Source organism: Tsuneonella litorea (genome assembly GCF_025154015.1).
In the GTDB taxonomy this organism is placed as follows: domain Bacteria; phylum Pseudomonadota; class Alphaproteobacteria; order Sphingomonadales; family Sphingomonadaceae; genus Tsuneonella; species Tsuneonella litorea.
In genome coordinates this window covers 178,053-196,359 of sequence record NZ_JAOAMV010000004.1, presented here as the reverse complement: position 1 = coordinate 196,359, position 18,307 = coordinate 178,053, and the positions used below count along the sequence as shown (strand labels likewise).

Annotated in this window: 14 protein-coding genes; 9 read left to right on the top strand and 5 right to left on the bottom strand. The window is 69.4% G+C overall.

The window, feature by feature from the left end; all coding sequences use genetic code 11:
• The first annotated feature begins 26 nt into the window (after window positions 1-26).
• On the top strand, window positions 27-590 hold the full coding sequence (locus N0B51_RS09285; protein WP_259962047.1) for a PAS domain-containing protein: 564 nt from the start codon (window positions 27-29) through the stop codon (window positions 588-590).
• 2 nt (window positions 591-592) lie between these two features.
• A complete protein-coding gene (locus N0B51_RS09280; protein ID WP_259962046.1) occupies window positions 593-4,021 on the top strand; it encodes a CheR family methyltransferase in 3,429 nt (1,142 codons plus the stop codon).
• A gap of 4 nt (window positions 4,022-4,025) precedes the next feature.
• Here N0B51_RS09280 and N0B51_RS09275 read toward each other — a convergent pair whose 3' ends face one another.
• Window positions 4,026-4,382: a response regulator gene (locus N0B51_RS09275; protein ID WP_259962045.1), complete on the bottom strand. Its 357-nt coding sequence runs from the start codon at window positions 4,380-4,382 to the stop codon at window positions 4,026-4,028.
• A 69-nt stretch (window positions 4,383-4,451) separates the two neighbouring features.
• Window positions 4,452-6,281, bottom strand: a complete 1,830-nt coding sequence (typA, locus tag N0B51_RS09270; RefSeq protein WP_259962044.1) for a translational GTPase TypA — start codon at window positions 6,279-6,281, stop codon at window positions 4,452-4,454.
• A gap of 255 nt (window positions 6,282-6,536) precedes the next feature.
• Here typA and N0B51_RS09265 point away from each other — a divergent pair, with 255 nt between their 5' ends.
• A complete protein-coding gene (locus N0B51_RS09265) occupies window positions 6,537-9,206 on the top strand; it encodes a TonB-dependent receptor (protein ID WP_259962043.1) in 2,670 nt (889 codons plus the stop codon).
• Window positions 9,207-9,321: 115 nt separating this feature from the next.
• On the top strand, window positions 9,322-9,780 hold the full coding sequence (locus N0B51_RS09260) for a DUF805 domain-containing protein (protein ID WP_259962042.1): 459 nt from the start codon (window positions 9,322-9,324) through the stop codon (window positions 9,778-9,780).
• A gap of 55 nt (window positions 9,781-9,835) precedes the next feature.
• On the opposite strand, the gene N0B51_RS09255 is transcribed toward N0B51_RS09260, so the two are convergent.
• Together N0B51_RS09255 and N0B51_RS09250 are read right to left on the bottom strand one after the other, a co-directional pair.
• Complete coding sequence (locus tag N0B51_RS09255; protein WP_259962041.1) at window positions 9,836-12,346, bottom strand: ABC transporter permease; 2,511 nt, start codon at window positions 12,344-12,346, stop codon at window positions 9,836-9,838.
• A complete protein-coding gene (locus N0B51_RS09250) occupies window positions 12,343-13,038 on the bottom strand; it encodes an ABC transporter ATP-binding protein (RefSeq protein WP_259962040.1) in 696 nt (231 codons plus the stop codon). The genes N0B51_RS09255 and N0B51_RS09250 overlap by 4 nt, the downstream gene beginning before the upstream one ends.
• A 52-nt stretch (window positions 13,039-13,090) precedes the next feature.
• Here N0B51_RS09250 and N0B51_RS09245 point away from each other — a divergent pair, with 52 nt between their 5' ends.
• From N0B51_RS09245 to N0B51_RS09230, 4 genes are read left to right on the top strand one after another with little or no spacing between them, the layout of a single operon-like run.
• Window positions 13,091-13,801 carry an arylesterase gene (locus N0B51_RS09245; RefSeq protein WP_259962039.1) on the top strand — a complete coding sequence of 237 codons (711 nt, stop codon included), beginning with the start codon at window positions 13,091-13,093 and terminating at the stop codon, window positions 13,799-13,801.
• Window positions 13,801-14,403, top strand: a complete 603-nt coding sequence (gene recO, locus N0B51_RS09240) for a DNA repair protein RecO (protein WP_259962038.1) — start codon at window positions 13,801-13,803, stop codon at window positions 14,401-14,403. Before N0B51_RS09245 ends, recO begins: the two co-directional genes overlap by 1 nt.
• Window positions 14,400-15,458 (top strand): 3-isopropylmalate dehydrogenase, encoded by a 1,059-nt coding sequence (gene leuB / locus N0B51_RS09235; protein ID WP_259962037.1) that lies wholly within the window; start codon window positions 14,400-14,402, stop codon window positions 15,456-15,458. Before recO ends, leuB begins: the two co-directional genes overlap by 4 nt.
• Window positions 15,455-16,546 (top strand): glycosyltransferase, encoded by a 1,092-nt coding sequence (locus tag N0B51_RS09230; protein WP_259962036.1) that lies wholly within the window; start codon window positions 15,455-15,457, stop codon window positions 16,544-16,546. The genes leuB and N0B51_RS09230 overlap by 4 nt, the downstream gene beginning before the upstream one ends.
• A gap of 3 nt (window positions 16,547-16,549) precedes the next feature.
• On the opposite strand, the gene N0B51_RS09225 is transcribed toward N0B51_RS09230, so the two are convergent.
• Window positions 16,550-17,824: a glycosyltransferase family 39 protein gene (locus tag N0B51_RS09225; protein WP_259962034.1), complete on the bottom strand. Its 1,275-nt coding sequence runs from the start codon at window positions 17,822-17,824 to the stop codon at window positions 16,550-16,552.
• 173 nt (window positions 17,825-17,997) lie between these two features.
• Here N0B51_RS09225 and N0B51_RS09220 point away from each other — a divergent pair, with 173 nt between their 5' ends.
• Window positions 17,998-18,210 carry a hypothetical protein gene (locus N0B51_RS09220; RefSeq protein ID WP_259962033.1) on the top strand — a complete coding sequence of 71 codons (213 nt, stop codon included), beginning with the start codon at window positions 17,998-18,000 and terminating at the stop codon, window positions 18,208-18,210.
• The last annotated feature ends 97 nt before the right edge of the window (window positions 18,211-18,307 follow it).

Genomic DNA, 18,307 nt, shown 5'->3' with positions numbered 1-18,307 from the left:
GTATGGCGGCTATTTGACGCAAGACAATGTGCGCTTACAGCCGCTCGATGACCGCATTCGACGAATCGGCCGCCTTGCCGCAAGACATCATCGACATGTTCGCCAGGAGCGGGGTGGCACTGACGATTGCCGACTGCACCCGCCCCGATAGCCCGCTGGTAGGGGTCAACCAGGCGTTTCTCGACCTGTCCGGATATCCCGCCGAAGCGGTGATCGGCCGCAACTGCCGGTTCCTTCAGCCGCAGGAAGGGCCGGGGCCGGTTCGCCGGCGGATGCGCCAATTTCTCCGGAGCCCGGAACAGTATGACGAGAAGTTCGTCGTCCCCAACGTGACGCGCGACGGACAGCCATTTCTCAACCTCGTCTACATGGCCAAGCTCGCGCGCGGCGGCGAGACGACCCACGTGCTCGGGTCGCAGTTCGCGATCGACGCGCCCGGCCGGCTCGATCCCGCGCTCTACGATCGCGCGCTGTCGGAAGACCTGCGGCAGATCGACGTCCGGGCGCGCGACGCCGGCTGGACGTTGCTCGGCAGTTTCAACGTCCTCGCGTCGAGCCATTCGATCATCGCGCGGGCGCGGATGGACTGACCGTGGGGGCGGCGGGCGACAGTTTCCCGATCGTCGGAGTGGGCGCGTCGGCGGGCGGGCTCGAGGCCCTGCGCGCGGTGTTCGGCGGCGCTTCGGGTGCGACCGGCATGGCGTTCGTGGTGGTCCAGCACCTCGATCCGACGCACGAATCGCTGATGGCGCAGCTGATCGAGCGATATACCGCGATGCCGGTCAAGCAGGCCTCCGGCGACGAGACGGTGGAGGCGGACCACGTCTACGTGATCCCGCCCGGGCACGGGCTCGCGCTCGAGAGCGGGGTGCTCAAGCTCACCGAATTCACGGACCCGCGCGGAATGCGCCGGCCGATCGACGATTTCTTCGAAAGCCTCGCCGAAGACGCGGGAACGCGGGCGGCCTGCGTGATCCTGTCGGGCACCGGTGCCGACGGCAGCCGGGGCCTGCGCGCGATCAAGGAGCACGGCGGGCTGTGCATCGCGCAGGAACCCGAAAGCGCGGCATACGACGGGATGCCCGGCTCGGCGATATCGACCGGGCTGGTCGACATCGTCGCCGCGCCGCGCGAGGTGATCGGCGCGCTGCGCAACTTCTTCGCGCGCGCGTCCGGCGGCGCGCCGACCGACGAAGCGCGGGAGGTGACCGATCACATCGACGACCTGTGCGACGTGCTGCGCGAGGCGGTCGGGCACGATTTCTCGCTCTACAAGCGCAGCACGCTGACCCGGCGCATCGCGCGGCGGATGCAGCTGCTGGGGATCGAGGGCGCGGCCGAGTACCTCGAACGGCTGCGCGGCGACGCCGAGGAGTGCCAGGCGCTGTTCCGCGACCTGCTGATCAACGTCACCCGGTTCTTCCGCGATCCCGAACATTTCGAGGCGCTCGACCGGCTCGTCATCGACCCGCTGGTGGCGAACTGCCCGACGGGGGCGGAACTGCGGTTCTGGGTGGCGGGCTGTTCGAGCGGCGAGGAGGCCTACTCGCTCGCCATGCTGGTCGCCGACGCCGCCGAGCGGCACGGGACGCGCCCCTATGTGCAGATCTTCGCGACCGACATCGACGAGAAGATGCTCGATATCGCGCGCGCCGGTGCCTATCCGCTGTCGGCGCTGGGCGACATTCCCCGGCCGCTGCGCGACCGCTACACGGTCGGCGGCAGCGACAAGTTCATCGTCGCGAACGCGATCCGCGACATGGTCCGGTTCAGCATGCACAACGTCGTGCGCGATCCGCCGTTCTCGAAGGTGGACCTGATCTGTTGCCGCAACCTGCTGATCTACTTCAACGAGGAACTGCAGCGGCAGGTCGTGCCGATCTTCCACTTCGCGCTCGCCGAAGGGGGCTACATGTTCCTCGGTTCCTCCGAAGCGGTCGGCCGCTACGAGGACCTGTTCGAAGTGGTCGACCAGGGCGCGCGGATCTTCCGTCGCCGCAACGTCACGGGGCGGTATTCCCTGCAGATCAGCCCGCCGACCCCGCGCCTGCGCGCCCCCCATCGCGCCCGCGTCGAGCAGGAGCGCCCGCGGGTCAACGGGACCGAGATCGCCGCGCTCAACCTTGTCGCCGATCGCTACGCCCCGGTCAGCCTGCTGGTCGATGCCGAGGGCCTCCTGCTCGAACGCTGGGGCGCGGCGGGACGGTACCTCGATTTTCCCGACCGGCTCGAGCGGACGGTCCACGTACCCTCGCTCGCCCGACCGGGCCTGCGCGAACTGATCGGGCCGCTGATCCGCCAGGTTTCCGACACCGGTCGCCGGGCGGGGGCCACCGGGGTCGAGATCCGCACCGCCTTCGGCACGCTCGAGGCGCGGGTGATCTGCGAGCGGCTCGACGAAGGCGCGTTCCTTTTCGTCATCGAGGAGACCGGGCCGCTCGCGGTGAGCGAGGACGATTTCGACGAATTCGACATGGAGGACGGCCAGCGCCAGTTCCTCGAGGAAGAGCTCCAGGCCACGCGGCACCGGTTGCGCTCGACGGTCGAGGAACTCGAGACGACCAACGAGGAGCTCAAGAGCTCCAACGAAGAAATGATGTCGATGAACGAGGAGCTCCAGTCGACCAACGAGGAGCTGACCACGGTCAACGACGAACTGAAGAACAAGGTCGACCAGCTCACCGTTGCCAACGCCGACCTCAGGAACTTCTTCGACAGCACGCAGATCGCCGTGCTGGTGGTCGACGGCGACCTTCGCCTGCGGAGCTTCACCGAGGCCGCGCTCGAGCTGTTCCCGATCGACAACAACGACATCGGCAAGCCGCTCGCCGATCTTGCATCGCGGCTCGACGGGCAGTCCCACGTGGCGCTCGCCCGCAAGGCGCGCGACGGGGAGACGCAGGAAGAGCGGATCCGCGCCGAGGCGACCGACGCGGACATCATCGCCCGCGCGATACCCTATACCCGCGGCGACGGGTCAATCGACGGCGCGACGCTGATCTTCACCGACGTGACCCAGGCGCTGTCGCTCGAGCGCGACCTGAACGAGGAGCGCGAGCGCCTGCGGCTCGCGCTCGAGGTCGCCGGGATCGGCGTGTGGGAATACCAGCCCGCGACCGATCGCGTGGTGCTCGACGCGACCGCGCGGCGGCTGCTGGTGATCGGGGACGACGAAGCGGGGGACCGGATGGAGCCGATCCTCACCGCGATGGAGGATGGCGACCGCGCGCGGGTCAACCAGGCGCTGCGCAAGGCGATGGACGGGGAATCGGACTTCGACGAGACATTCCGGGTCGCCGGCGAGGAGGGGGAAACGCGCTGGCTCCACGGCCTGGGCCGGATGATGGACGGTTCGGCCAAGCGCAAGCTGATCGGGGTGATGTTCGACGTGACCGCCGAACGCGCGCTGCTCGCCCAGCGCGAACTGATGATCCGCGAGATGAACCACCGGGTGAAGAACCTGTTCTCGGTGATCAGCGCGATGATCTCGATCGCCGCGCGCGAAAGCAGGGACATCGACGCCTTCGCCGAAGACCTGCGGGGCCGGATCCACGCGCTCGGCCGCTCGCACGCGCTCACCAGCCGGATCGAGAGCGGCATGAGCGCGGGCGGCGCGATCCCCTTGCGGCAGCTGGTCGAAACGGTGATCCGCCCGAGCCGGTCCTCGCAGGCGATCACCGTCGAGGGCAGCGAGGTCGAGGTGCCCAACAGCCAGATCACCTCGATCGCGCTGATCCTGCACGAATGGGCCACCAACGCGGCGAAATACGGCGTGCTGGCGAACGAGGCGGCGAAGAACGGCGGGCGGCTGGCGGTCGACTGGGCCGAGAAGGACGGCAGGATCGAACTGACCTGGGTCGAGAGCGGCCATGCGCCCGAGGGTGGCGACGACGACGACGACGGCGGCGCCGGGTTCGGCACCCGCCTGGTCGAGACCGCCGCTAGGCAGCTGCACGGCGAGATCGCGGGCGAGCGGCGGCCCGACGGCTTCGCGCGCCGGCTGGCGTTCCCGCTCGCCTGAGGCGTCAGGCGGCGGCCGAAAGGACCTGCTTCAGCGCGTCGGTGATGTCGCCGCTGGAGGCGGGCTTGTCGATCGCGGGGCAGTGCGCGAACTCGGTTTCGAGTTCGTCGTGCGCATGGTTGGCGCTGACGAACACCGTGGGCACCCCGCGCTGCTTGAGCGCGCGCGCCAGCGGCCACACCGGGGTGCCGCCCACGTCGATGTCGAGCAGCGCCGCGTCGGGCCGGTCGTCGCCGAGGCTGTTCATCGCCTCTGCCACGTTGGTGCTGTCGCAGAACACCCGGTACCCGAGACTTTCGACCGTCAGGACGAGGTCGAGCAGCACGAGCGCCTCGTCGTCGACAATCATGATCCGTTGCATGCCTGGGAGCCTCCGTCGGAGGCCCTAACCGGCGAGGGCGCGATTCGGTTCCCTCGGTAATGCAATTCGTTAGTCCGCCCGGCGACTGGCCTTCTTGCGCTCGTGCGGATCGAGGATCGCCTTCCTGAGGCGGATCGACTTCGGCGTCACCTCGACCATCTCGTCGTCGTCGATGTAGGCGATCGCCTGCTCGAGCGTCATGACCTTCGGCGGGGTCAGCCGGATCGCGTCGTCCTTGCCGGTCGAGCGGAAGTTGGTCAGCTGCTTCGACTTCATCGGATTGACTTCGAGATCGTCGGGCTTGGCGTTCTCGCCGATGATCATGCCCTCGTAGATCTTCGCCTGGGGGCCGAGGAACAGGATGCCGCGCTCTTCCAGGCTGTTGAGCGCATAGCCCACCGCCTCGCCGGTGCCGTTGGAGATCAGCACGCCGTTCTGGCGGCCCTCGATCGGGCCCTTGTAGGGGCCGTACTTCTCGAACAAACGGTTCATGATCCCGGTGCCGCGGGTGTCGGACAGGAACTCGCCGTGGTAGCCGATCAGGCCGCGGCTCGGCGCCGAGAAGGTGATCCGGGTCTTGCCCGCGCCCGAGGGACGCATCTCGGTCAACTCGGCCTTGCGGCGCTGCATCTTCTCGACAACCGTGCCCGAGTGCTCGTCGTCGACGTCGATCACGACCTGCTCGTAGGGCTCCATGCGCTCGCCGTTCTCCTCGCGGAACAGCACGCGCGGGCGGCTGATGCCGAGTTCGAAGCCCTCGCGGCGCATCGTCTCGATCAGCACGCCGAGCTGAAGCTCGCCGCGCCCGGCGACCTCGAAGCTGTCCTTGTCGGCGCTCTCGGTCACGCGGATGGCGACGTTGACTTCCGCCTCGCGCATCAGGCGGTCGCGGATCATCCGGCTGGTCACCTTGTCGCCCTCGCGGCCCGCGAGCGGGCTGTCGTTGACCGCGAAGCGCATCGACAGCGTCGGCGGGTCGATCGGCTGCGCGGCAAGCGGCTCGGTCACCTCGGGGCTGGCGATGGTGTTGGCGACGGTCGCCTTTTCGAGACCCGCGAGCGCGATGATGTCGCCCGCGCGCGCGCTGTCGACCGGCACCCGGTCCAGCCCGCGATAGGCCAGCAGCTTGGTCGCGCGGCCGGTCTCGATCACCTTGCCGTCCATGTCGAGCGCGCGGATCGGGTCGTTGACCTTGATCGTGCCCGAGTGGACCCGGCCGGTGAGCACGCGGCCCATGAAGTTGTCGCGGTCGAGCAGCGTCGCGAGGAAGGTGAACGGCCCGCTGTCGTCGACCTGCGGCGCGGGAACGTGGTCGACGATCTTCTGGAACAGCGGGGTGAGAGTGCCTTCGCGCAAGGACGGGTCCTCGTTCGCGTAGCCGTTGCGGCCCGAGGCGTAGAGCACCGGGAAGTCGAGCTGTTCGTCGTTCGCGTCGAGCGAAACGAACAGGTCGAACACCTCGTCGAGCACTTCCTGGATGCGCTCGTCGGGCCGGTCGATCTTGTTGACGACGACGATCGGCCTGAGGCCGAGCGCGAGCGCCTTGCCGGTGACAAACTTGGTCTGCGGCATCGCGCCTTCGGAGCTGTCGACCAGCAGGATCACGCCGTCGACCATCGAGAGGATGCGTTCCACCTCGCCGCCGAAGTCGGCGTGGCCGGGGGTGTCGACGATGTTGATCCGCACCGTCTCGCCGCCGCCTTCCGGCGCCCACTCGACCGAGGTCGGCTTGGCGAGAATGGTGATGCCGCGTTCCTTTTCGAGGTCGTTCGAATCCATCGCGCGTTCCTCGACGCGCTGGTTCTCGCGGAAGGTTCCGGACTGGCGAAACAGCTGGTCGACGAGCGTGGTCTTGCCATGGTCGACGTGGGCGATGATCGCCACGTTGCGAAGGGACATCGGTTTTCTCTTGGGTTGGCGCAGGAACCCCTGCGCGAAGAGTCGGCGCGCCCCTAGCCGAGCGGGCGCGCGAACACAACCGGCGGTGACGCAACGGCAGGTGTGTCGCCTTTGCCACAGTGCTTATCGCGTTCATGTGCTTACGAAATGTCGCTTGAGCGCGCGATTCCGTAAGTTTATTGACCCTGATGTCAGCTAAGGGAGGGGGAGCTGCTGCAAGGGCGGCCATCCTCCCCGCTCAGGAGAGGACGTTTCATGATCAAGACGCGCACCGGATTCGCCGGCTCGGCCCGATTCACCCTTCTCGCCGGCGCCGCCGCGCTCGCGCTCCCCGGCATCGCGCATGCGCAAAGCGCCGAGGCGCAGGAACAGGTCGACGTCGACAGCGACAGCTTCCCGGTGGCGAGCGACGCGGAAACCGGCAACCAGATCGTCGTCACCGCGACCAAGCGCGAACAGACGCTGCAGGACGTGCCGGTCGCGGTCAGCGTCACCACCGCCGAAACGATCGAGCGCGCGCAGATCCGCGACGTGACCGACCTTGCCTCGGTCGTCCCCTCGCTGCGGGTGACCCAGAGCCAGAGCCAGTTCGCGACGACCTACTCGATCCGCGGTTTCGGCACGAGCGGCAACAACATCGGCCTCGAGCCGTCGGTCGCGGTCTTCGTCGACGGGGTCTACCGCAGCCGCGCGATCGCGCAGATCTCCGACCTTCCCGACATCCAGCGCGTCGAGGTCCTGCGCGGACCCCAGTCGACCCTGTTCGGCAAGAACGCATCGGCCGGCGTGATCTCGATCGTCACCAAGGATCCCAGCTACGACTTCGGCGGCAGCGTCGAGGCAAGCTACGGCAACTACGATGCCTTTGTCGCCAAGGGCTACCTCACCGGCGGCCTGACCGACACGATCGCGGCCAGCCTCGCAGGGGGCTACAACCGCCGCGACGGTTACCTGACCAACGCCTTCAACGGTGACGACGTGAACAACCGCAACCGCTGGTTCGCCCGCGGCCAGCTCAAGTTCGAACCGTCCGACGCGCTCAAGGTCCGCCTGATCGCCGACTACGACGAGATCGACGAAAAGTGCTGCGGCGTCACCGCGCTGCTTATCGGCCCGTTCACTCAGGTCATCCAGTCCCTGGGCGGCCGCGTGAACGACCCGAACCGCCCGTTCGACAACGTGATCTATTCCGACGTGGTCCCGAACAGCCGGGTCAAGAACTGGGGCGTCTCGGGCCAGGCCGACTACGAGATGGGGCCGGTGACCCTGACCTCGATCACCGCCTATCGCACCACCGAACTGAACGCCAACCAGGACGTGGACTTCACCAGTCTCGCCTCGGCCACGGGCGCCAACATCGGACAGGCGAAGATCGAGACCTTTACCCAGGAACTGCGCTTCGCCAGCGACTTCGACGGACCGCTCAATTTCCTCGTTGGCGGTTACTACTTCAACGAGAAGGCCGATTCGGCCGATCAGATCGTCTACGGTCCGGGCTTCCGCGGCTACGCCAACAGCCTGATCACCCTCCTGTCGCAAGGGCAGCTCAACGCCTCGCTGCTGGAAACGTATTTCGGCGTCCCGCAGAATACTTACTGGCAGGCCGGGCAAGGGTTCTTCAACCACTTCACCCAGGATAACGAGGCATACAGCCTGTTCGGCAACGTCGACTTCGAGATCACCGACGCGCTGACCCTTACGCTTGGTGCCAACTACACCCACGATGCCAAGGATGTCGTCAGCGATTCGCGCTCGACCGACGCGTTCTCGAACGTCAATCTGGTCACGGCCGGTGCGGCGGTCGTGCGCAACCAGGTGATCGCGCAGCAGGTTGGCGCAGCGATCGGCCTTCCGGCCGGCTCGCTCGCCTCGCCCGCGCAGATTGGCGCGTTCGCGGTCTCGCAGCCGACGATCTTCGCGGCGATCAACACCGGGGCGACCAATTTCGCGAACGCGAATGCCACCAATCCGGCGGTCAATTCTTTCCTCGGCCTGAGCGCGCTGCAGTTCCTGCCGCCCTTGCAGAACATCCCGAATGCCGTGGAAGACGGCAAGAGCCGCGACAGCGACTGGAGCTGGACCGCGCGGCTCGCCTACGAGATCAGCCCGACGCTCAACGCCTACGTCAGCTATGCGACGGGCTTCAAGGCAAGCTCGTGGAACCTGTCGCGCGACAGCCGGCCGCTCGCGGCGGACTATGCCCAGCTCGTGGCGCAGAACCTGGCCGTCACCAACCTGCGGCCGGGCACGCGCTTCGCGCTGCCCGAGAACTCGACCGTCTACGAACTGGGTCTGAAAGGTGACTGGGGGCGGATCGCGTCGGCCAACCTCACCTTCTTCAAGCAGTCGATCACGAACTTCCAGACGAACACCTTCGTCGGGGCCAGCTTCGTCTTCGCAAACGCTCCGAAGCAGTCGACCTTCGGGATCGAGTTCGACGGGCGGGTGAGCCCGACGCGCGACCTCTCGCTGTTCCTCGCGATGACCTATCTCGAACCCAAGTACGACAGCTTCCCCGGCTCTCCGCTGGGCGACCTGTCGGGCCGCGAGATTTCGAACATTCCGAAGATCGCGGCTTCGTTCGGCATGCAGTACGACAAGGAGCTTTCGGGCGGTAACCACCTGATCTTCCGCGGCGATTACAACTATCAGTCGCCCGTGCAGGTCGAGGAAGGCTTCACCAAGTTCGGAACCCCCGCGGCCGGCATTCTGCTTGCTTCGCGGTATCGCCGCGAGGTCGACGACCTCAACGCATCGCTTACCTTCGCGATGCAGAACGGCCTCGAGCTGTCGGTCTGGGGCCGCAACATCCTCAACGACCGCTACATCACCGGCATGTTCGATTCGGTGGCGCAGGACGGCTCGCTGTCGGGTTACATCAACCAGCCGCGCACCTACGGCGTGGCGGCGCGCTTCAAGTTCTGATCGCGCCCGTCGACACACGAGAAAGGGTCCCGTCCGCGGGGCCCTTTTTTTGTTGCGCGTCAGGCGCTTGTGTGATTCCCTCGCGCCAGGGAAAGACAAAGGGGGAGTACACGACATGGAATGGATGATCCTGCCGTTCAAGCGCTACGCCGAATTCTCGGGCCGGTCGCGCCGGATGGAATACTGGATGTTCACGCTGCTCAACGTCATCGTCGTGACGGTGCTGATGTTCATCGTGCTCGGTGCCGGGGGTGCCGCCGGCGTGCTCGATGCCGAGGCGAGCGGCGATCCCTCGGCCGGGCTTGCCGCGCTGTTCGGGGGAATGGGTTTGCTGATTCTCGTATGGTTTCTCGTGATCCTCATCCCGAGCATCGCGGTCACCGTCCGGCGTCTGCACGACCGCGACATGAGCGGCTGGTGGTACCTGGGCGCGATCATCGGCGGCATGATCCCGTATCTCGGGTTCCTGGTGTCGATCGCCTTCCTCGTGCTGATGGCGCTGCCGGGCACGCCGGGCCCGAACCGTTTCGGTCCCGATCCCAAGGGCATGGGCGAGGCCGAAACCTTCGCCTAAGGGTCACCGGGAACGGCAAGAAAGGCCCGCTTCCCCGGGGAGGCGGGCCTTTCTCCTAAAGCGCCCGCAGCGCCTGCGCCGGTTTGGCGCGCAGCAGCGGCAGCGCGCCGATCAGCGCGAAGCCGACCACCAGCGCCAGCCCCGCGGCCAGGACACCGCCGACCGCGCTCCACTGCGGCAGCCACTCGAACTCGAACATCTGCGTGACCACGTACCACGCCGCGCCGAGGCCCATCGCGAGCGCCACGCCCGCCAGCACCAGCGCCAGCGCGCCGTATTCGGCCAGCGCGAGCAGCAGCACCTGCCGCCGGCTCGCGCCGAGCACGCGCAACACCACGGTATCGTAGGTCCGCTGTGCGCGCGCGGCCGCGATCGCGCCGAGCAGCACGGCTAGGCCCGCCAGCACCGCGACCGAGGCCGCGGCGAGCGTGGCGAGGCCGACCTGCGCGAGGAGGTCGCGCGCCTGGCGCAGCACCGGGCCGGTCTCGATCACGCTCGACGAGGGAAACGCCCGGACCAGCGCTTGCAGCAGCACGCTTCTGCCTGCCTCGCCGGGCAGTTCGATCGTCGCGGCGAGGTTGTGCGGCGCGTCCGCGAGCGTGTTGGGACTGAACACCAGCACGTAGTTGAAGCCCATCGACTGCCAGTCGATCCGCCGCAACGAGGCGATCCGCGCGGTGCGTTCGACCCCGAGCACGCCGATCGTCAGGTAGTCGCCGACATCCAGCCCGATCGCGTCGGCGAGGTCCTCGTCGATCGAGACGAGCGGTTCGCCATCGTAATCCGCCGGCCACCACTTGCCCGCGGTCACCGTGTTCCCCGGCGGGACGGTTTCGGCATAGGTCAGCCCGCGTTCGCCCCGCAGCGCCCAGGCGCCTTCGGGCAAGTCGTCGCCGAGGCTGGCGACGCGGGTCATCGCGTCGCTGGGGCCATAGGCGAGGATCGCCCCGCGCAGCGCGGGCACCGTGCGCACGTCCGATCCCGGCGCATCGCGCTCGACCAGCGCGCGGAACTTTGCGGCCTCGTCCTTCGGCAGGTCGAGCACGAAGTAATCGGGCGCTTCCGCCGGCACGCGCTTGGCCACGGTGCCGTCGATGCTGGTCTGCACCGCCGCGAGCAACACGAACGCGGCAAGGCCGAAGCCGAGGGCTGTCACCAGCGTGCCGGTCGCCGCGCCTGGGCGGTGGAGGTTGGCGAGCGCGGCGCGCCACAACGGATCGCGCGGGCGGGGCAGGCGTGCCGCACCCTTGCGGATCGCCCAGCCGAGCAGCGCTAGCAACGCCAGCGCGCCGGCGGCGCCAACAAGGAAGCCCGCGGTCAGCAGCGGCTGCCGCGCCGTGCCGAGCGCGAGCGCGACGATCGCGCCGAGCCCGGCGAGCACGGGCACCAGCGCGGCCCGGTCGCGCGCCAGCGGGCTCACCCGTTCGCGCATCAACGCCATCGCTGGGAAATGCCGCGCGCGCACCAGCGGCGGCGCGGCGAACACCAGCGCGACCAGCAGGCCATAGGCGAGCGCGGTCAGCAGCGCTCCGGGAGCGAACGTCACCCCGCTACCCACGGGCAGCAGTCCGTCAAGCGCCTGGGCGAGCAGGGGGGTGATCGCCACCCCGGTCGCGATCCCGGCAAGGCTGCCGACGAGCGCGGCGGCGCCGATCTCGAGCGCGTAGATCCGCGCGATGTCGCCGCTTGTCGCGCCGAGCACCTTCAACGTCGCGATCCCCTGCCGCCGCGCGTCGAGGTACGAGGATACTCCGCCGCCGATGCCGATCCCGGCGATCACCAGCGCGGCAAGCCCGACCAGCGTCAGGAATTCGCCCATCCGGCCGACGAAGCGGTCCGCGCCCGGCGCCCCGCGGTCGCGAGTGCGGATCTCGAACCCGGCGTTCGGGAAGCGCGCCTTGAGCGCGTCCTCGGCGGCCTGCGCGTCGCGGTCTTCCGCGAAGGCGACGTTGGTCTTGGTGCGGTACATCGCGCCCGGCGCGGTGAGCCCGGCGGCCGCGGCCACGCTTTCGCGGACGATCACCGTCGGGCCGAGCTGGAAGCCCTCGCCGAGCCGGTCGGGCTCTTCATCGAGGACGCCGCCAACCGCCAGTTCCGCCGTGCCGATGGAGAATCTGTCGCCTACGCCCACGCCCAGCCGGTCCGCCGCGCCCTGTGCCAGCCACGCCTGTCCCGGCGGCGGCGCACCCACCGCCTTGCCGCCGGCCAGTGTCGCGGTGCCGTAGAGCGGCCAGCGGTCGTCGACCGCCTTCAGCTCCACCGGCGCCGCCGCCGCGCCGGTCGATGCCATCGCCTGCATCCGCGTACCCTGCGAAACTTCGCCGAGCTCGCGAAGCGCGGCCACTTCGTCGGGCGCGAGGGCGCGCTGCCAGACCGCGACCTGGAGATCGCCGCCGAGAAATTCGCGGCCCCGTTCGTCGAGCTGCTGCTCGATCGTACCGGTCAGCGTGCCGATCGCGGCGAGCGCGCCGGTGCCGAGGAACAGGCAGACCAGCAGGAGCCGCAGCCCGCGGAAGCGCGCCGACAGGTCGCGCCGCGCGATGCGCCAGGCCGTGCCCCAACTCACCGCGACACGTCGCTCGCGATCCGGCCGTCGCCGATGGTGATGACCCGGCCGCAGCGCTCGGCAAGTTCGACGTCGTGGGTGATGACGAGCAGCGTCGCGCCGGTGTCGGCGGCCTGTGCGAACAACAGGTCGATGATCGCGTGGCCGGTCGCGGCGTCGAGGTTGCCGGTCGGCTCGTCGGCGAAGATCAGCGGCGGGCGCGGCGCGGTGGCGCGGGCGATTGCGACACGCTGCTGCTCGCCGCCCGACAGCTGCGCCGGGTAATGGTCCTTGCGGTGCCCGAGGCCGACCGCGTCGAGCTCGGCCGCGGCGCGCGCGCGGGCATCGGGCATGCCGGCCAGCTCCATCGGGGTGGCGACGTTCTCGACCGCGGTCATCGTCGGCAGCAGGTGAAAGGCCTGGAGCACGATCCCGATCCGGCCCCGCCGCGCGCGGGCGAGGCCGTCTTCGTCCATGTCGGAGAAATCGGCGCCGGCCACTGTCAGCGACCCGCCGCTCGCACGCTCGAGCCCGGTCAGCACCGCCATCAGGCTCGACTTGCCCGAGCCCGAGGGGCCGAGCAACGCGACCACTTCGCCGCGCGCGACGTCGAGGTCGATGCCCTTGAGGATCTCGACCGGGGCGGCCGGCGTGCCGAGGGTGAGGGTGAGGTTGCGGGCGGAAATCGCCGCGTCTGGGCTTGTCACGGGCATGGAATGGCATAGCTGGGGTCGGGCACCAAGGGTAGCAATAGGAAACCGGTCGATGCGGGTAGGTGGATTGTCGATTATCCTGGCGCTGGGGGCGCTCGGGGCGCTGGCGGGTTGCCGCGACGAGGCGCCGGTGCCCGAACCGGCTGCCACACCCGCCGCGACCGCCGCCGCTGCGGCCGAAGTCTCCGGTCCCGAGCTGCGCGTGCTGGCGTTCGGCGATTCGCTGTTCGCCGGCTACGGCCTCGCCGATCCGGCGAAGCAGAGCTATCCGGCCATGCTCGAGGCCGCGCTGCGGGCCGAGGGGCGCAACGTGCGGATCGCCAACGCCGGCGTTTCCGGCGAAACGACCGCCGCCGGCCGCCAGCGGCTCGCCTTCACGCTCGATGCCCAGCCCGAAAAGCCCGACCTCGTCATCCTCGAACTCGGCGGCAACGACCTCCTGCGCGGCCTGCCGCCCGAGCAGACCCGCGCCAACCTTGCCGCGATGCTGGACGAGTTGAAGGCGCGCGGCATACCGGCCGTGCTCTACGGATTGCAGGCGCCCCCCAACTACGGGGCCGCGTGGCAGGAGACGTTCGACGCGATCTATCCCGATCTCGCGAAGGAATACGGGGCGAAGCTGGTGCCGTTCGTGACCGAGGACGTGTTCACCGACCCGGCGATGCTCCAGCCCGACCGCATCCACCCGACCGCGCGCGGGGTCGCGGCGCTGGTCGCGGCGACCGACGATGCTGTCGCCGCCGCGCTGCCTCCGGCCGGTTGATGCACCTCGCGTTCCCCGCGATCCTCGTCGCCGCGCGCCAGCACGGCGAGACGGCGGTCATCGCGCGGGTTCTCACCGAGGACCACGGGCTCGTCGCGGGCTACGTCGCAGGCGGGCGCGGGCGGCAACTGCGCCCGGTGGTGATCCCCGGCAACCGCGTCGCCGCCGAACTCAGCGCGAAAAGCGACAGCCAGCTGCCGTTCCTGCGCCTCGAACTCGTCGAAAGCCGGGGGCCGTGGCTCGGCGAGCCGCTGGCGGCCAGCGCGATCGGCTGGGTGACCACGCTGACCGCGCTCGCGCTGCCCGAGCGCAATCCATACCCCGCGCTCTATTCGGCGCTCGGCGCCACGCTCGACGCGATCTGCCACGCGCCCTCGGCCCGCGGCTGGCTGCGCGCGCTGGTCGGCTACGAGGCGCTGGTGCTGCGCGAGCTCGGCTACGGAGGCGGCCCGCCGCCCGCCGAAGCTGACCTTGACGCGCTCCTCGAATTGTTTGCCCGCACCGCCGTTCCGCTGGACCGCTACCTGCTTGCCGACCGGAGGGGCGATGCTATGTCGCTGCGCGCCATGCTGGGCGAGCGTCTGGAGAAATTGAGCGGATGAAGGTCGCGGTTTTGCCCGGCGACAGGATCGGTCCCGAGGTCACCGCCGAGGCGCTGCGCGTGCTCGAAGCGCTCGACCTGCCGGGCCTGACGCTGCTCGAGGGCGACGTCGGCGGGATCGCCTGCAAGCGCCACGGCCACCCGCTGCCGCCCGAGACGCTCGCAGTGGCCCGCGCGGCCGACGCGATCCTGTTCGGCGCGGTGGGCGATCCCGACTGCGACGGCCTCGAGCGCGCGCTGCGGCCCGAACAGGCAATCCTCGGCCTGCGGTCCGCGTTCGGCCTGTTCGCCAACCTGCGTCCGGCGACGACCTTTCCGGGCCTCGAGGGGATGAGTGCGCTAAGGCCCGAGATCGCCGCGCGGATCGACCTCCTGATTGTCCGTGAACTCACCGGCGACGTCTATTTCGGCGACAAGCGCATCGAGACGCTGCCCGACGGCCGCCGCCGCGGGTGGGACATGATGAGCTATGCCGAGGACGAGGTGCGGCGGATCGCCCACGTCGCCTTCCGCGCCGCGCAGGGCCGCAAGCGCCGCCTGTGCAGCGTCGACAAGGCCAACGTGCTCGAGACCAGCCAGCTGTGGCGCGATGTCGTGATCGAAGTCGCGGCCGAATATCCCGACGTCGTCCTCGAGCATATGTACGTCGACAACGCGGCAATGCAGCTCGTGCGCGACCCGGGCCGGTTCGACGTCGTGGTGACCGGCAACCTGTTCGGCGACATCCTGTCCGACCAGGCGAGCATGTGCGTCGGCTCGATCGGCCTGCTCGCCAGCGCCTCGCTCGGCGAGCGGCAGACCGATTACGGCACGTTCGGCCTCTACGAACCGATCCATGGCAGCGCGCCCGATATCGCCGGGCGAGGGCTCGCGAACCCGATGGCGACGATCCTGTCCGCCGCGATGATGCTGCGCCATTCCTTCGGGCGCGAGGCCGAGGCGGCGCGGATCGAAGCGGCGGTCGCGGGCGCGCTGGCGGACGGCGTGCGGGGCGGCGACCTCGGCGGCGAAGCGGGCACCGCCGCGATCGGCGACGCGGTCCTCGCCCGCCTGTGAGCCTGTCGCTCGGCATCGTCCTGCCCACGCGCAACGAGCGCGACAACCTGCCCACGCTGATCGCGCGGATCGAGGACGCGCTCGGGCCGGAGGGGTGGGAGGTGATCGTCGTCGACGACGACAGCCCTGACGGCACCGCCGACGCCGCCCGCGCGCTTGCCCGGGCCGACGGCCGCATCCGCGTGCTCCAGCGGTTCGGCCGCCGGGGGCTGGCGAGCGCGGCGATCGAGGGAATGTGCGCCACCGCCGCGCCGTTCGTCGCGGTGATGGACGCCGACCACCAGCACGACCCCGCGCTGCTCGCGGCGATGCACGACGCGGTCGCGGCCGGGACCTGCGACATCGCGGTGGCGAGCCGCTTCGCCCCGGGCGGCAGCGCGGCGGGCCTGCCGAACGAACGGCGCGAGAAGGGGAGCCGGCTTGCCAACCGCCTCGCGCGCCATATCACGGGGGTCGAACTCACCGACCCGATGAGCGGATATTTCCTGCTGCGCGCCGAGACGCTGCGCGCCGCCGCGCCGGGACTGTCGGGCATCGGCTTCAAGATCCTGCTCGACCTGCTCGCCACCGCCGACCCGCCGCTGCGGGTGAGGGAATTCCCGCTCGCGTTCGCCGAGCGCCGGGCCGGGGAGAGCAAGCTCGACACCGCGGTCGCGTTCGAGTTCCTCGTCGGGCTCTACGATCGCAGCTTCGGCCGGGTGGTGCCGAGCCGCTTCGCGCTGTTCGGTACCGTCGGCGCGCTGGGCGTGGCGGTGCACATGGCGGTGCTGGTCGCGCTCTACCGCCTCGCGGGGGAGGGCTTCGCGCTGGCGACGGTCATCGCGACGTTCGCGGCGATGACGTTCAACTTCTGGCTCAACAACCGACTGACCTATCGCGACGCCCGGCTGAAGGGGATTGCCGCGGTGCTGCGCGGCTGGGCGGGCTTCTGCGCGACTTGCGCGGTCGGCGCGCTCGCCAACGTCGCCACCGCGACGCTGCTTCAGGGTCGGGGGGTCTACTGGGTGGTCGCCGCGCTGGCCGGGATCGTCATCGGGTCGGTGTGGAACTACGCGCTGTCGAGCCGCTTCGTGTGGGGCCGGTTCTGACGCTCACCGCCAGCTGTCGAGCCACATCCACTTCTCGAACCCGCGCTCGCCCGGCAGCGCGCCCGCGCTGAGGATCGGGTAGAACCACGCGAACAGCGCGAGGCTGCCGGTCAGGACGAACCAGGACAGCCACGCCCAGCCCCGCTCTCGCAGCGCGTCGAGCGCGAGCGCGAGCGCAGCGAGCAGCGCCATGCTCGGCACGAAATAGTGATAGTAGAACTGCACCGGCTTGTCCGCGACGATCCAGAACCCCAGGCTCGCCGCGAAGATCAGCACCGCGGCCAGCGCGTCCCACCGGCGGCGGCGGACGCCGGCCCATGCCGCCCAGCCGAGCGCGGGCAGCCCGGCGAGCATCGACAGCGGGTTGCCGATCAGCAGCACCCCGCGCTGCGCGCCGTCGCTCGGCTCGTAGAAGTACCAGATCGCGCGGCGGTCGATCACCCAGTCGGTCCACACGCTCTGGTAGGGGTGCGGCTTGACCACGCTTTCCTGCATCCGCAGCATCATCTCGTGCAGGCCGATGAAGCCGCCCGGAGGCAGGGTTCCGGGGGCGATCAGCCAGACCGGTGCGTAAGTGAGCGCGTAGACCGCGAGCGGCACCAGGCCGAGCCACAGCGCGGCCTCGGGCAGGCGCACGCCCGGCACCGGCGCGCCGCGGTGGCCGACCAGGCCCTTCCACCCGGCGGCGTGGAGCCGGATCGCGAGAAACGCGAGGCCCGGCAGCGGGGCGAGCGGCACCGCGTTCCACTTGGCCCCGATCGCAAGGCCCAGCGCGATACCCGCGAGTGCGAGGCTGCGGCGTCCGTGCTCGGGTTCGCGCACCGCGGCCGCGCACTGCCAGAACGCGACCGCGAGCGCGGCGACCATGAACACGTCGAGCATCGCGATCCGCGCATGGACGAACAGGAAGAAACCGCTCGCCAGCAGCACGCCGTAGGCGAGCGTGGCGTAGCGCCGCAGCGAGGCGAACCAGAGCGCGCGCATCGCCGCCCACAGCGCCAGCGTGCCCGCCAGCGCGCTCATGATGCGCCAGGCCCACGGCCGGTCACCGAACAGCGCGATCCCCGCGGCCAGCATTTCTTTGCCGAACATCGGGTGTTCGCGGTTGAGCCAGTCGCTCTGCGCCAGCAGCGCGCGCGCGGCGGGCAGGTAGTGGATCTCGTCGAAGTAGGGCTTGGACGGAATGCCCAGGCGGACGATGGCGAGCGCGAGGAAGCCGAGAGCCAGCGCGGCGCACCATCGGGCGGGGTCGCGGGGGTGGTGCGGCGCTACGCTCATGCGCAGCGGGCTTTAGCCGCGTGCAAGTCGCCGGGCTACCCCTGCCGCAAATTCCGAACGCTCTGGCGCGGCAACTCGCCGCACGCTTGTCTTTGTCTTTTCATATATATAGCGCAATCCAACAAGAATGGACGGGTCGCACTGAACTCAAGTCCATGCTCAGGGGAAACACGATGAGGTTCGACAAGATTGCATCTTCGCTGGCGGCCGTCTCGCTGATGGTGGCGCCGGTTGCGGTCCAGGCCGCTCCGGCGGATCGCGCGTCCGCACCCGCCGCCGAGGAAAGCGAACTGGGCGGCACGCTTGTGCTGATATTCGTCGCGATCGCCGCGATCGTCGCGGCGATCCTGATCATCGACGGTGACGACGACCCGGTCAGTCCGTAAGGTCGGCCGGAACCGAAGGAAACGAGAGGCGGGGCCCGTGCGGCCCCGCTTTTTTTGGGTCACCCGATACCACCGGACCGGAGGGGGCGAAGGCCGG